Origin of the sequence: Chromohalobacter sp. (assembly GCF_039830575.1) — a bacterium.
GTDB classification, from domain to species: domain Bacteria; phylum Pseudomonadota; class Gammaproteobacteria; order Pseudomonadales; family Halomonadaceae; genus Chromohalobacter; species Chromohalobacter israelensis.
The window spans coordinates 1-14530 of the sequence record NZ_JBDOOX010000010.1 but is presented as its reverse complement, the minus strand read 5'-3'; the positions used below and the strand labels follow the sequence as shown (position 1 = coordinate 14530).

Here is a 14530-nt window from a genome sequence, read left to right as displayed (position 1 = left end):
CGGCCGCGACAGCACGCGTTCGGGTACCAGATGCAAAACGGGCTTCGCCATGCGAAGCCCGTGTCGGTTTAGCGGCCTGCCGCTCAGTGATTGTCCCGGGGCGGACTCTGACGTGCGACATCCCGATACTTGGTCGCCGGGCCCAGGGTCATGCCGCGATCGAGCTGCTCGACCATGCCGCGCTGGATTTCCTGCCAGGGCGTTTGATCCACCGGATAAATGTACCCGCCGCGCGATGCCAGCGCCTGGCGACGACGGGACAATTCGGCGTCGTCGACGAGCAGATTGGCCTCCCCGCGCTTGAGATCGATACGCACCCGATCGCCCGTTTCCAGCAACGCCAGGCCACCGCCCACGGCAGCTTCCGGCGCGGCGTTGAGAATCGACGGCGAGCCCGAGGTACCCGACTGGCGCCCGTCGCCGAGACACGGCAGCGATTCGATCCCCTGCTTGATCAAGGCTTCCGGCGGCTGCATGTTGACGACCTCGGCGCTGCCGGGGTGCCCCACGGGGCCGGCCCCGCGCATCACCAGAATGGTGTTCTCGTCGACCTCGAGGGCCGGATCGTCGATCCGTGCGTGGTAGTCCTCGGAGCCGTCGAACACCACGACCCGCCCTTCGAAGGCATCGGGATCCTCGGCACGGCTCAGGAAACGCTGCCGGAAGTCGCTGGCGATCACGCTGGTCTTCATCAACGCCGAGTCGAACAGGTTGCCCTTGAGGTTGATGAAGCCGGCAGCCTCGACCAGGGGATTGTCGTAGCGGCGGATGATGTCGTCGTCCAGGGTTTCACGCCCGGCGACGTTCTCCGCCAGCGTCCTGCCGTTGACCGTCGGCACGTCGCCATGCACGCGCCCCGCCTTGAGCAGCTCGCTGAGTACCGCGGGAACGCCACCGGCACGGTGGAATTCCTCCGACAGATACGCACCCGCGGGCATGACATTGGCCAGCAGCGGCACGTCATGGCCCAGCCGTTGCCAGTCGTCGTTGGTCAACTCGACGCCGGCATGACGGGCGATGGCGTTGATGTGCACCGGCGCGTTGGAGGAACCGCCCAGCGCCGAACACACCACGATAGCGTTCTCGCACGCCTCACGCGTGAGGATGTCCAGCGGGCGCAGATCTTCCCACACCATGTCGACGATGCGCGTCCCGGTCTGATAGGCGACCATCGAGCGCTCCTTGTAAGGCGCCGGGATCATCGCCGAGCCGGGCAGGCTCATGCCCAGCGCCTCGGCCATGGAGTTCATCGTCGACGCGGTGCCCATGGTATTGCAGTGACCGATGGAAGGCGCCGAGTCGGTGGCCCGGGACAGGAATTCCTCGTAGTCGATATCGCCCGCCGCGAGACGCTTGCGCAGCTCCCAGATGATGGTGCCCGAGCCCACGCGTTCCTGACTGCCGCGCCAGCCGTTGAGCATCGGTCCACCGGAGAGCACGATCGCCGGGATGTTGACGGTCGCGGCGGCCATCAAGCACGCCGGCGTGGTCTTGTCGCAGCCGGTGGTCAATACCACGCCATCGAGCGGGTAGCCATGCAGCACTTCCACCAGCCCCAGGTACGCCAGGTTGCGATCCAGCGCCGCGGTGGGTCGACGCACGTTCTCGTGAATCGGGTGCAGCGGAAACTCGAACGGCACGCCCCCCGCCGCACGGATACCGTCCTTGACGCGCTTCACCAGCTCGATGTGATGACGGTTGCAAGGCGTCAAGTCGGAGCCCGACTGGGCAATGCCGATGATCGGCTTGCCGCTCTTGAGCTCTTCCAAGGTCAGGCCGTAGTTCATGTAGCGTTCGATGCACAGCGCGGTGGTTCCCGGATGCTCGGGGTTGTCGAACCACCAGCGCGAGCGCAACTGGTCGGGGGTGATCTTGTGATCGTTCATGATCTGACGCCTTTGCTCAATGACACTCGTTTTCGAAAAAAGGCCATGCCTTGCTGTCAGCGTAATTCATAGCAGACGGCCTGTATGTTGAACAAAAGGATGATATGTTCAACATACAGGCGCGTCACGACAAGCCTCACTGCCCCCGGTGGCCCTGGAACAGCCTGCCAGGTCCCGGGGCCAGGCTGATGCCTTCGTCCCCTACGGGTTCCACACCCGTCTCCATCACCTTGCTCGCCATCACTTGGTTCAAAGCGTTTCCGTATTCCCACGCATGACGGCGCTGGCTGGAACGTGTCAGACCACGATTACATTGGCTTTGTTTCAATTAGTTACGATTTTATGACCAACGTATAATGGCAACCGTCTTCTTAATCCACAAACATCAACTTAGTTAAAACTCAAAACTAAAGACCTTTCCCCCTCCTGAATGGATACGCAGGTAGTCGTTAGGCATGACGCCATGGCGTCTTAAGACAACTCGAGGTCCATGCGCCTCTTCCATGACAACGAGGTCCACCATGTCGGCAAGCTCACAGACTTCAACCGTTCCTGGCGAGCACGCAGCGTCTACCGCTTCTCCAGCGACATCAGCCGAAAAGATCGGCCTTCTCGAAAAGATCGGCTATGGCTGTGGCGATCTGGCAAGCAATTTCATCTGGCAGGCAATGAGCATCTTCATCGTGTATTACTACACGGATGTCATCGGTGTCGCCGCCGGCATCATCGGTTCGATCATGCTGTTTTCACGGGTGTTCGACGGCGTCTCGGACATCGCCATGGGATATGTCATCGACAAGACACGCTCTCGGCATGGCAAGGCGAGACCCTGGCTGTTGTGGCTGGCAGTTCCCTTCGCGCTGTCAGCGGTCATGCTCTTTGCCGTACCCGACGTTTCTCCCTTCTGGCAAATGGTCTACATTGCCGTGACCTACAACGTGGTATGTCTCGTATATACAGGGCTCAACGTTCCCTACGGGACGATGAACTCGCTGATCACCCAGGATCAATATCAACGTTCGTTGCTGAACGTCTACCGCATGAGTCTGGCCCTCGTGGGGGTCTTGCTGGTCAGCAATCTGACGCTACCTGTCGCGACATTGCTCGGCGGAGGACAATTCGGGTGGGTCGTGACCTTCATGATTTTTGGATCGATCGGTACTGCGCTTTTCATCTTTACCTTCAAGACGACACGCGAGCGCGTCAAACCTGCCAGTCAACGCCAACGGGATTCTACCGTCTCACTCAAGGAAAGCCTGCTGACACTATGCAAGAACCGGTATTGGGCGCTGGCGACCTCTTTCATCCTGATGACCTATATCTTCAACGCGCTCAACTCCGGTGCCGTGGTCTATTACGCGGAATACATTCTGGACGATACCTGGATGGTGGGAATCGTCACCACGGCCTATATCGCCTTCATCCTCGTGGGGATGGCCTGCGTGGCTCCGCTAACCAAGCGTTACGGTAAACGTAACGCCATCATCGTCGGCGAGTTGATCACCATTTTCGGATATCTCGTGATGTTGATCGATCTCAGCAATGTAACGCTAATCATCGCCGGCACCATTATTCGAGGCATCGGCAAGGCACCCATCAATGGCAGCATGTTTGCCATCCTCGGCGATACCATCGAGTACGGCGAATGGAAGACCGGCATCCGCAACGAGGGCATGGTGTATAGCGGCGGCAGCATGGGCATCAAGATCGGCAGCGGCCTGGGTACGGCCCTCATTGGCTGGGTACTGGCGTTCGGTGGTTATGTCGGCGGGGGTGGTGAACAGAGCGCGACGGCCTTGCTATCGATCCAGACGCTGTTCATTTATCTGCCGCTCGCGCTTTGCGTGCTTCTTATCGTACTCATGCTTTTTTACGATCTTGATAAACGCTATCCGAGCATCATCGAGGATCTCAAGGCAAGAGCTTGAGTTCACACCGCTTGGCAACAAGGAAGCCGATCATATGGCGATCATTACCAATCCCGTCTTGCCCGGGTATCACCCGGATCCCTCGATGCTACGCGTAGGCGACGACTATTATATCGCGGTGTCCACGTTCGAGTGGTTTCCCGGCGTGCAAATCCACCATTCCAGAGATCTGGTGCATTGGCGGTTGCTCACGTATCCGCTGACGCGAACTACTCAGCTCGACATGGTTGGCAACATCGACTCGGGCGGTGTCTGGGCACCCTGCTTGAGCCATGCCGATGGAGTCTTCTACCTGATCTATACCGATGTCAAAAGCCGAAAAGGCGCTTTCAAGGATACACATAACTATCTCGTCACCGCCGAGAATATCGAAGGGCCCTGGTCCGACCCCGTCTATCTGAACAGTAGTGGCTTCGACCCTTCCCTGTTTCATGATGATGATGGCTCGAGCTGGCTTCTGAACATGATCTGGGATTTCCGCCAGGGGGAAAACGCTTTCGCTGGCATCGCACTCCAGCGTTACGACAGGATCAGTCAATCTCTGACGGGGCCCGTGCACAACATCTTCAAAGGGACTCGACTCGGCGTCACGGAAGCGCCTCACCTCTACAAGCACAACGGATATTATTATCTGATCACGGCCGAAGGCGGCACCGGATACACTCACGCCGTCACAGTTGCGCGATCAGCTTCCCTGCTGGGGCCCTACGAAGTCGATCCCGACAACCCAGTCCTGACTTCCGATCCAGGTCAGGCAGGGCAATTGCAGAAGGCAGGGCATGCCAGCCTCGTCGAGACACAAAACGGAGAGTGGTATATGGCCCATCTATGCGCTCGCCCGGTCGTGGAGGACAAATGCATTCTCGGACGCGAAACGGCCATCCAAAAATGTCACTGGACCCAGGACGGATGGCTACGTGTCATGGATGGTCCTCACCCCAGCATCAACGTAGAGGCACCGAAGCTACCGCCCCACCCCATGCCGATGGAAAACGATCGGGATGAATTCTCTTCTCCCGAGCTGAAGGGCTACTGGAATTCACTACGGCGACCCTTCGGCGAGGACTGGATATCGCTCTCCGAACGTCCTGGTTTCTTGCGTCTCAAAGGGGGCGAATCGATGCAGTCGATGCATCGCCAAAGCCTGCTGGCAAGACGACTGACCGACTTCCATGTCGAGATCGAAACCCAACTCGAGTATTCGCCGGAAAATTTTCAACAGATGGCAGGGCTGATCATCTATTACGATACGACCGATTATGCCTACTTGTATGTCACGCATCATGAGGCACGGGGAAGATGTCTCGGCATCATCGAGTCCCGCCATGGCCAATACGATGAGCTGCTGACGGAGAGAGTCGCACTCCCGGAAGGCCCGATTCGCTTGATGGCAACGATCCACAACGAACGGCTGCAGTTCCACGTTGCGTCAGTCGATGAGGCGTGGCGCACCATTGGCGACGTGATCGATATCCGCCATCTTTCCGATGATGCTGCCGATTACATACGTTTCACCGGCACTTTCGTGGGACTCTGTGCACAGGATTTGGGTGGCCGGCGCCGAGCCGCGGACTTCTCCTACTTTGACTATCGCCCTCTGCCATAAGCGCGACGTCTTCCAACAGGCGTAGACGCCTCGTCACGCTCCGGTCTTCTTGCCTCATACGCAAAGAGGGCGACCGATCGGCCGCCCTCTTGCTCTGTCCGCGCCACTCGGCTCAGTGCGAGTGACGGGGGACTTCCGCACCGCGACATCCCACCAGGAAGTCGAAATCGCAGCCCTGGTCGGCCTGCAGCACGTGCTCGATGTAGAGCTGGCGATATCCGCCGGTGCTGGCGATGCGCGTCGACTCGGCGGTGGGGTCCGCCTCGGCCAGCCGTGAGGCGATCTCGGCGTCGTCGACCTCCAGGTGCAACTTGCCGGAATAGGCGTCGAGCGCGATCCAGTCGCCGTTGCGAACCGCGGCCAGCGGCCCGCCCGCCGCGGCTTCCGGCGCCACGTGCAGTACCACGGTGCCATACGCCGTGCCGCTCATGCGCGCATCGGAGATCCGCACCATGTCGGTGACGCCTTGCTCGAGCAGCTTGGCGGGCAGCCCCATGTTGCCGACTTCGGCCATGCCGTGGTAACCGCGCGGCCCGCAGTTCTTCATCACCAGAATGTCGTCGGCGGTGACGTCGAGATCCGGGTCGTTGATACGCGCCTTGTAATCGTCGAAGTTCTCGAAGACGACCGCACGCCCGCGGTGCTTCATCAGTGCCGGGGTCGCGGCAGAGGGCTTGAGCACCGCCCCGTTGGGCGCGAGATTGCCGCGCATCACGCACATCCCGCCATCCTCGCGAAGCGGCGCATCCAGCGGCAGAATCACGGCATCGTTGTAGAGCGGCGCGTCCTGGACGTTTTCCCACAGCGTCTTGCCGTTGACGGTCAACGCATCCTTGTGGGGCAGCCGGTCGGCCTCGCCGAGACGGCGCAGCACGGCGGGCAGGCCGCCGGCGTAATAGAACTCCTCCATCAGATAACGGCCGGAGGGCTGCAGATCGACGATGGTCGGGGTGCCGCGTCCCACCCGGGTCCAGTCGTCGAGCGTGAGATCGACCCCCATGCGCCCCGCGATGGCCTGGAGGTGAATCACCGCGTTGGTCGAACCGCCGATGGCGGCATTGGTGCGAATGGCATTCTCGAATGCGGACTTGGTGAGCACCTTGGACAGGGTGAGGTCCTCGTCGACCATCTCGACGATGCGATTGCCGGACAGGTGCGCCAGTACGTAACGGCGCGAGTCGACGGCAGGAATCGCGGCATTGTGCGGCAGCGAGGTGCCCAGCGACTCGGCCATGCAGGCCATGGTCGAGGCCGTCCCCATGGTGTTGCAGGTGCCGGCGGAGCGCGACATGCCGGCCTCGGCGGCCATGAAGTCATGCAGCGATATCTTGCCGGCCTTGACCTCCTCGGAGAGCTGCCAGACGACCGTGCCCGAGCCGATGTCACGCCCCTTGTGCTTGCCGTTGAGCATCGGACCGCCGGTGACCACGATGGTGGGGATATCGCAGCTTGCCGCGCCCATCAGCAGAGCCGGCGTGGTCTTGTCGCACCCCACCAGCAACACCACGGCGTCGAGCGGGTTTCCGCGGATGGCTTCCTCGACATCCATGCTCGCCAGATTGCGCGTGAACATCGCGGTGGGACGCAGATTGGACTCGCCATTGGAGAAGACCGGAAACTCCACCGGATAGCCGCCGGCTTCGAGCACCCCCTTCTTGACGTGCTCGGCCAGCTTGCGGAAATGGGCGTTGCACGGTGTCAGCTCGGAGAAGGTGTTGCAGATACCGATGATCGGCTTGCCGCGAAACTCATGATCGGGAATGCCCTGGTTCTTCATCCAGCTGCGGTACATGAAGCCGTTCTTGTCATCGTTGCCGAACCATTCGGCCGAGCGTAGCGGGCGCTTTTTATGGGTCATGCGTCTTCCTCCAGTCACGGTCGCATCAGCGTTGCCGTCACCATAAACGCCTCTTTCAATAACCTGATAATGTCAAAAAACACCGAAACCGATATACCAATGGTTATTCCCGATACACCCTGTGGCCATCCAGTCCTTCAGGCCCGACGATCCATTCCGATACGAAACGCTCACGAGCGGCGCCAGATCGCTGCTGACATGATTTTTTTCGAGCGCCGACGGCGACGGCCACCTTGCCCGAGAAGGCCGTGTCGGCACCGTTCGACAGCACGCCGCACGCCACCGGGTATACGAAAGTCTATGTTGAACATGTGCAGCCTATGTTCAACATTTACGGCCTGATGCGATAAAGCCAAAGGCGCCCTCATGAACGAATTCCACCCGTTTCTGCCCCAGGAAGCCGGCAACGATCGCCTGATCGGCCGTCTCTGGGATCCCGATGCCCAAGGACCGCGCCTGGTCACCGTACGCGACGGCGTGCTGCACGACATCAGTGCGTTGGCGCCCACCTTCAGTGCATTGCTGGAGTACGATGACGTCCTGGTGCGTGTCGCCCAGGCACCGGATGCCCCGATCATGCCGGTCAGTGACTGCCTGGAGGCGTCGCTCCAGGGAGAAGGCGATCCCGCCACCTGGCACCTTCTGGCGCCCTGCGACCTGCAGGCGATCAAGGCATGCGGCGTCACCTTCGCCGCGTCGATGCTGGAGCGAGTGATCGAGGAACAGGCCCGTGGCGACAGCCAGCAGGCCGCCACGCTGCGCGATACCGTGACCTCGCTGATTGGCGATGACCTGTCGCAGCTGACACCGGGCTCCGCCGAGGCCGACGCCCTGAAGGCGAAGCTGGTGGAACTCGGCATGTGGTCGCAATACCTGGAAGTCGGCATCGGTCCCGACGCCGAGGTCTTCACCAAGTCCCAGCCCATGTCGGCGGTCGGCCTGGGCCATCGCATCGGCATTCATCCGGCGTCGAAGTGGAACAACCCCGAACCCGAAGTAGTGCTCGCGGTGGATTCCCGGGGCCGGGTCCGCGGCGCGACGCTGGGCAACGACGTCAACCTGCGCGATGTCGAGGGCCGAAGCGCCCTGCTGCTGGGCAAGGCCAAGGACAACAACGCTTCCTGCGCCATCGGACCTTTCGTCCGCCTGTTCGACGACCACTTCGACATCGACAGTGTACGGACGCTGGAGGTCAGCCTCGATGTCCAGGGCGAGGACGGTTTCCAGCTGGAGGCGGTCAGCTCGATGAACCAGATCAGCCGCGATCCGCTGGATCTCGTCGCCCAGACGCTCGGCAGCCACCATCAGTATCCGGATGGTTTCATGCTGTTCCTGGGCACCCTCTTCGCCCCGACGCAGGATCGCGATACGCAGGGCAGCGGCTTCACTCACCATCTCGAGGATGTGGTGACCATCGCCACCCCCACGCTCGGCGCCCTGGTCAATCGCGTCGACACCAGCGACCGCATTCGGCCCTGGCAATTCGGCAGCGGTGCCCTGTTCGACTATCTCATGCGCCGTCGCGACGCTTGACCGGCGCCCGCGACACCCATGGGCGGGCATCGCGCCCGCCCGTGACACTCAAGCAAGCTTCATCTCCATGACACGGGAGGCGGACATCATGTCACCAGATGACGCCTCATCGGCGAGCGTATCGAAAGCCCCCCTTGACTCGGGCGTCACGCGTCGCCATGTCATAGCAATGCCCATCGATGCCAGGAGGCAACCATGATATTGGAAGGCAAGCAGATTATCGGTAACACCATCGAAGCCGGCCCCGGCGCCAGCTTCCAAGCCGTCGACCCTTCGAACGGAGAGACGCTGCCCCCCGAATTCCTCAGCGCCGATAGCAAGCAGGTCGAACGTGCCTGTCAGCTCGCCTGGGACGCCTTCGACGCGTATCGGGAAACCTCGCTGGAAACGCGGGCCAAGTTCCTGGAAACCATCGCCGAGGAAATCGAACACCTGGGTGGTGGCCTGATCGAACGTGCGATGAGCGAAAGCGGTCTGCCGGTCGCGCGCCTCGAAGGCGAACGCGGGCGTACCTGCAATCAGCTGCGCCTGTTCGCCAACGTGGTTCGTGCCGGTGAATGGCTCGACGTACGCGTCGATCCGGCCCTGCCCGAACGCACGCCGCTGCCGCGTCCCGATCTGCGTCAGCGTCATATCGCGCTGGGCCCGGTCGCGGTCTTCGGTGCCAGCAACTTCCCGCTGGCGTTCTCCGTGGCCGGCGGCGATACCGCTTCGGCACTCGCCGCGGGCTGCCCGGTGATCGTCAAGGCACACGCCGCCCACCCCGGTACGTCCGAACTGGTGGCGCGCGCCATCCAGAGCGCCGCCGAGAAGTGCGGCATGCCCGAAGGCGTGTTCTCCCTGCTCTTCGATGCCGGTTACGACGTCGGCACCGCGCTGGTCAAGCATCCCCGCATCAAGGCCGTCGGCTTCACCGGCTCTCGCAAGGGTGGCCTGGCGCTGCTGCAGGCGGCACAGTCTCGCCCCGAACCGATCCCGGTCTACGCCGAGATGAGCAGCATCAACCCGGTCTTCCTGATGCCCAAGGCACTGGAAGCGCGCGGCACCGATCTCGCGCAGTCGTTCGTGGGCTCCCTGTCCATGGGCGCGGGTCAGTTCTGCACCAACCCGGGGCTGGTGCTCGGCCTCAAGAGCGACGCGCTGGACAACTTCATCGAGGAAGCCGGCAAGGCCCTCAAGGAAGTGCCCGCCAACACCATGCTGACACCGGGCATCCATGCGGCCTATGAGCAGAGTGTCGCCAAGCTGGCCGGCAACCCCAAGGTCAACGAAGTGAGCCGCGGCCTGACCGGCGACGGCGAGAACCAGTGCCAGGCGGGGCTCTTCACCACGCAGGGCGCCGACGTGCTGGCCGACGAGTCGCTCCAGGAGGAAGTCTTCGGTGCCTCGTCTCTGGTCGTGGTCTGCAACGATCTCGATGAAATGAAGCGTGTGGCCGAGGCCCTCGAAGGCCAGTTGACCGCGACCCTGCAGATGGATGAAGGCGATACGCAGGACGCGGCGAAGCTGCTGCCGGTGCTTGAGCGCAAGGCCGGTCGCATCATGGCCAACGGTTGGCCCACCGGCGTCGAAGTCTGCCATGCCATGGTGCACGGCGGCCCCTTCCCGTCCACGTCCGACTCGCGCACCACCTCCGTGGGCAGCGCCGCCATCTATCGCTTCCTGCGCCCGGTGTGCTACCAGAACCTGTCGGATGCCTTGTTGCCCGAAGCGCTCAAGGAAGCCAACAGCCTGGGACTCAAGCGCCTGGTGGATGGCAAGCGCGAAAGCTGATAACGCAACATGCCGGGGCGTGGCATGACACGCCCCGTTCAAACGAAAACGCCCCATGGCATGGCCATGGGGCGTTTTTCTTGGTCGCTTGCCGAGAGACCGGCAAGCGACATCGGCCGCGAACGGCCCGGTTATGCCTGCGAGCGACGGCGCGGCGTGCTGTCGCCGTCTTCACGGCGCCGACGGGGCGCGCGCTCCGGCGCACCATGGTCCTCGGCGATCTCCAGCGGACGACCCGCCACGCGTGCCTGCGCGATGCGCGACAGGACGGCTGCCGGCAGCGTATTCGGCAGCTCGACCACGGAGAAGGCGTTGCGGATGTCGATCCGCCCGATCTTGCCGCCGTCGATGCCACCCTCGTTGGCCAGCGCCCCGACCAGTTGGCCGGGCTTGACGCCATCCTTGTGACCCACCGACACGCGATAACGCGTCATGCCGGCACTGGGCCCGCGATCGCGACGGTTGGGCTTGTCGTCGCGGCCGCTGCTCTGACGCGAGCGGCGTTCGCCGGGCTTGGGCAAGCGACCGATGGGCGCTTCGCCGGAACGCGCCATGCTGGCCATGGCGCAGGCCAGGTCGACCGGGTCGTAACCGTCATCCACCAGGCCGTCGATCAACTCGCGCTGATAGTCGCTGCCACGAGCGAGCGTATCCAGTACACGCTTGCGGAACAGCTCGTTACGATGGGCACGAATCGCGTCTTCGTCCGGCAGCTCGACTTCCTGCATCTGCTGACCGGTCACGCGCTCCATGTCACGTACGCGACGCTGCTCGCGACCGCCGGCGAAGGTGATCGCCACGCCCGTACGCCCGGCACGGCCGGTACGCCCGATGCGGTGCGTGTAGGCTTCGGCGTCCTGGGGCAGGTCATAGTTGAAGACGTGGGTGATACGCGGCACGTCGAGGCCGCGCGCGGCGACATCGGTGGCGATCAGGACGTCGACCTTGCCGCGCTTGAGGCGCTCGACGGTGCGTTCGCGCAGGCTCTGGTCCAGGTCCCCGGACAGTGCCGCCGCATTCACGCCGCGCAGCAACAGTTGCTCGACCAGGGTGGTGCACGCCGCCCGTGTACGCACGAAGACGATCGCGGCATCCACCGGCTCGACCTCGAGCAGACGCGACAACGCTTCCAGCTTGGCCCCGCCCTCGATGCGCACCAGGCGTTGCTCGATGCCTTCGGCGGTCTTGGTCTTGGTTTCGATGGCGATCCGCAGCGGGTCGACCAGGTAATGGTTGACGATGCGCGAGATTTCATCGGGCAGCGTGGCCGAGAAGAACACGCGCTGCGCATCCTTCGGCGTGTCGGAGACCACGCGCTTGACGTCATCGATGAAGCCCATGCGCAGCATTTCGTCGGCTTCGTCGAGCACCAGCGCATTGAGTCCGTCGAGCTTGAGGCTGCCACGGTCGAGGTGGTCGATCACGCGTCCGGGCGTGCCGACGATCACCTGAGCGCCACGGCGCAGCCCGCTGAGCTGTTCGCGATATTCCTGGCCGCCGCAAAGGCTGAGCACTTCGAGGCCCTTGACGCCGCGACCGTATTGGACGAAGGAAGCGGCCACCTGCTGGGCCAGCTCGCGCGTCGGCGCCAGTACCAGCACCTGCGGCTCGCGGCGCTGAAGGTCGAGACGCGACAGCAGCGGCAAGGCAAAGGCGGCGGTCTTGCCGGTACCGGTCTGGGCTTGTCCCAGCACATCGCGGCCTTCGAGCAATGCGGGGATGGTTTTGGCCTGAATCAGCGAAGGCGTCTCATAGCCTAGGGTTTCAAGCGTCGAAAGAATGGTAGACGGCAGCGAAAGCTCGGCGAAAGTCGGCGAGGCAACGGGAGTCGTGGTCATGTCACACCTTGGATAGCCGGCGCGAACCGGCGGAAAAATTCAAGGCGCCTTCATCGCCCATCGGCCGCTTGGCCTGGGGCATCGAAACAAAAGGCGCCGGTCGCAGCACCTGCGTCCTGCCGCATGAGCGGCAGCTGTGGCGACCTTACGCGTCTTGGCGCGCCATCGATGCGGCAAGCGCTCTCACGGCCGGCTCGAAGCGAGCGGGCAATGCGCCTTGCGCAGAAACGTCCTTTTGGTCCAATCCACACTCGGTGGAAGGCACATCGCACAGGGACGAATACAGGATGGAGGGGTCAACACATGCGAGGAGGTGGCATACTACCATTGACCAATGGCTTTGCCCAAATTAATTCGTTCATCGAACCCGACGACTCCCGAGGAAGCCTCTATCTATGCCGACGCTGTGGATCGACGCCGACGCCTGTCCGCGCCATGCCCGCGAAGTCATCGTGCGTGCCGCCGAACGCACCCGGACCCCGACGCATTTCGTGGCCAACCATCGCCTGCCCCTGCCACCCTCGGCCTGGGTCAGCGCGCTGGCCGTACCCGGGGGCTTCGACGCCGCCGACGATGCGATCGTCGATCGGGTGGCCGCGGGCGACCTGGTCGTTACTGCCGACCTGCCACTGGCGGAAGCCGCCCTGGGCCGTGGCGCAGACGTCATCACCAACCGCGGCGAAGCGCTGACCCGCGACGGGATCCGCGCCCAGGTCCAGATGCGCGACTTCATGGAGACACTGCGCGCCAGCGGCGAGCATACCGGCGGCCCCAAGCCCTACGGCGATGTCGAACGCCGCACCTTCGCCAATGCACTCGACCGCTGGCTGACACGCGCCCGGGCACGCGGCGACTGACAGCGCCCCGGGATGGACAGCCGCGCCTCAGGCGCCGCGAATGCCTCGACCGGGCAAGCGCTCGCGATCATGCGGTCGCATGAGATCGAGTACCGGCCCCTGGGGGACGATGCGCGTCGGATTGATGGTGTCGTGGCTGTAATAATAGTGGCGCTTGATGTGATCGAAGCTCACGGTCTCGGCGATGCCCGGCCACTGGTACAGCTCGCGCAGATAATTCGACAGATTGGGGTAGTCCTCGATACGCCGCAGATTGCACTTGAAGTGTCCGTGATAGACGGCATCGAAGCGCACCAGCGTGGTGAAGAGTCGAATGTCCGCCTCGGTGAGCCACTCCCCGGCGAGATAGCGGCCTGCCTCGAGACGCGTCTCGAGCCGGTCGAGAGCCGCGAACAGGGCCGCGACGTGCTTGTCGTAGACTTTCTGATCCGTTGCGAAGCCGGCCTTGTAGACGCCGTTGTTGACGTGATCGTAGACATCGGCATTGACGGCATCGATGGTCTCGCGCAGATCCTCGGGGTAGAAATCCAGGCGATTGCCGGTCAGGTCATCGAAGGCGCTGCCCAGCATGCGCACCAGCTCGGCGGACTCGTTGTTGACGATGCGTCCGGTCCGGCGATCCCACAGCGCCGGCACCGTGACCCGACCGGTATACTGCGGATCGGTCAGCGTATACAGCTGGTGGTGGTAATCGACGCCATTGAGCGGGTCGCCGCTGGAGCCTTCATCGGTGGCATACGTCCAGCCGTTGGCCAGCATCAACGGGCTGGTATGCGACACGCCGATCATGTCCTCCAGCCCCTTGAGCTTGCGCATGATCAAGGTGCGATGCGCCCAGGGGCAAGCCAGCGAGACGTAGAGATGAAAACGCCCCGGTTCGGCAACCAGCCCCGGCTGCCCTTCCGGCCCCGGCGACCCGTCCGCCGTGACCCAATCGCGCAGCTTGGCCGACTCGCGCACGAACTCGCCGCCGTGCTTCTTGGTGTCGTACCACTGATCGTGCCAGCGACCGTCGATCAACAGTCCCATGCCATGTGCTCCCTCTCGGTTCGGAACGCAATGAATGCGTCATCGGAAAACGAGTGGGCGACGCACGACCACTCTCGACAGCGCTCAGCATAAAACGGGTATACGGATTTAATGGTTGATGGGGCACCTTCACCCCATCAATCTGATACCACCCTCAGATGGTTGATAGATCGACTCCGTAGTTGAGTTCCTCTGCGAAGTCCGGCAGTCCGTAACCGATGG

The 14530-nt window shown here is 62.7% G+C and carries 9 protein-coding genes; 5 read left to right on the top strand and 4 right to left on the bottom strand.

Going from position 1 to position 14530, the window contains the following annotated elements; translation table 11 throughout:
• Positions 1–83 precede the first annotated feature (83 nt).
• Positions 84–1886, bottom strand: a complete 1803-nt coding sequence (locus ABGX75_RS09125) for an IlvD/Edd family dehydratase (protein WP_011506447.1) — start codon at positions 1884–1886, stop codon at positions 84–86.
• Between the two features lie 521 nt (positions 1887–2407).
• On the opposite strand from ABGX75_RS09125, the gene ABGX75_RS09120 reads away from it, so the two are divergent.
• Both ABGX75_RS09120 and ABGX75_RS09115 read left to right on the top strand, forming a co-directional pair.
• Positions 2408–3814 carry an MFS transporter gene (locus ABGX75_RS09120; RefSeq protein WP_347410570.1) on the top strand — a complete coding sequence of 469 codons (1407 nt, stop codon included), beginning with the start codon at positions 2408–2410 and terminating at the stop codon, positions 3812–3814.
• Positions 3815–3848: 34 nt separating this feature from the next.
• A complete protein-coding gene (locus ABGX75_RS09115) occupies positions 3849–5420 on the top strand; it encodes a glycoside hydrolase family 43 protein (protein WP_347410569.1) in 1572 nt (523 codons plus the stop codon).
• 112 nt (positions 5421–5532) lie between these two features.
• On the opposite strand, the gene ABGX75_RS09110 is transcribed toward ABGX75_RS09115, so the two are convergent.
• Positions 5533–7278, bottom strand: a complete 1746-nt coding sequence (locus ABGX75_RS09110; RefSeq protein WP_128690299.1) for an IlvD/Edd family dehydratase — start codon at positions 7276–7278, stop codon at positions 5533–5535.
• A 366-nt stretch (positions 7279–7644) separates the two neighbouring features.
• Between ABGX75_RS09110 and ABGX75_RS09105 the strand changes: the two genes are divergently transcribed.
• Both ABGX75_RS09105 and ABGX75_RS09100 read left to right on the top strand, forming a co-directional pair.
• Positions 7645–8811, top strand: coding sequence for a fumarylacetoacetate hydrolase family protein (locus ABGX75_RS09105; RefSeq protein ID WP_035410736.1), 1167 nt, complete (start codon positions 7645–7647; stop codon positions 8809–8811).
• A gap of 195 nt (positions 8812–9006) precedes the next feature.
• The gene (locus ABGX75_RS09100) at positions 9007–10584 is read left to right on the top strand and encodes an aldehyde dehydrogenase (NADP(+)) (RefSeq protein ID WP_035410740.1); all 1578 of its coding nucleotides are present in this window, start codon (positions 9007–9009) and stop codon (positions 10582–10584) included.
• A gap of 131 nt (positions 10585–10715) precedes the next feature.
• Here the strand turns inward: ABGX75_RS09100 and ABGX75_RS09095 are convergent, their stop codons facing one another.
• Positions 10716–12422, bottom strand: a complete 1707-nt coding sequence (locus ABGX75_RS09095; RefSeq protein ID WP_011506441.1) for a DEAD/DEAH box helicase — start codon at positions 12420–12422, stop codon at positions 10716–10718.
• Between the two features lie 395 nt (positions 12423–12817).
• Between ABGX75_RS09095 and ABGX75_RS09090 the strand changes: the two genes are divergently transcribed.
• Entirely contained in the window at positions 12818–13279 is a 462-nt protein-coding gene (locus tag ABGX75_RS09090; protein WP_011506440.1) for a YaiI/YqxD family protein, read from the top strand.
• 27 nt (positions 13280–13306) lie between these two features.
• On the opposite strand, the gene ABGX75_RS09085 is transcribed toward ABGX75_RS09090, so the two are convergent.
• Positions 13307–14308 carry a glutathione S-transferase family protein gene (locus tag ABGX75_RS09085; protein ID WP_347410568.1) on the bottom strand — a complete coding sequence of 334 codons (1002 nt, stop codon included), beginning with the start codon at positions 14306–14308 and terminating at the stop codon, positions 13307–13309.
• Positions 14309–14530 lie beyond the last annotated feature (222 nt).

Bases quoted from the DNA above. Each gene is read 5' to 3' on its own strand.
- ABGX75_RS09085 (WP_347410568.1), bottom strand. From the start codon at position 14,308: ATGGGACTGTTGATCGACGGTCGCTGGCACGATCAGTGGTACGACACC.
- ABGX75_RS09090 (WP_011506440.1), top strand. From the start codon at position 12,818: ATGCCGACGCTGTGGATCGACGCCGACGCCTGTCCGCGCCATGCCCGC.
- ABGX75_RS09125 (WP_011506447.1), bottom strand. From the start codon at position 1,886: ATGAACGATCACAAGATCACCCCCGACCAGTTGCGCTCGCGCTGGTGG.
- ABGX75_RS09095 (WP_011506441.1), bottom strand. From the start codon at position 12,422: ATGACCACGACTCCCGTTGCCTCGCCGACTTTCGCCGAGCTTTCGCTG.
- ABGX75_RS09105 (WP_035410736.1), top strand. From the start codon at position 7,645: ATGAACGAATTCCACCCGTTTCTGCCCCAGGAAGCCGGCAACGATCGC.
- ABGX75_RS09100 (WP_035410740.1), top strand. From the start codon at position 9,007: ATGATATTGGAAGGCAAGCAGATTATCGGTAACACCATCGAAGCCGGC.
- ABGX75_RS09120 (WP_347410570.1), top strand. From the start codon at position 2,408: ATGTCGGCAAGCTCACAGACTTCAACCGTTCCTGGCGAGCACGCAGCG.
- ABGX75_RS09110 (WP_128690299.1), bottom strand. From the start codon at position 7,278: ATGACCCATAAAAAGCGCCCGCTACGCTCGGCCGAATGGTTCGGCAAC.
- ABGX75_RS09115 (WP_347410569.1), top strand. From the start codon at position 3,849: ATGGCGATCATTACCAATCCCGTCTTGCCCGGGTATCACCCGGATCCC.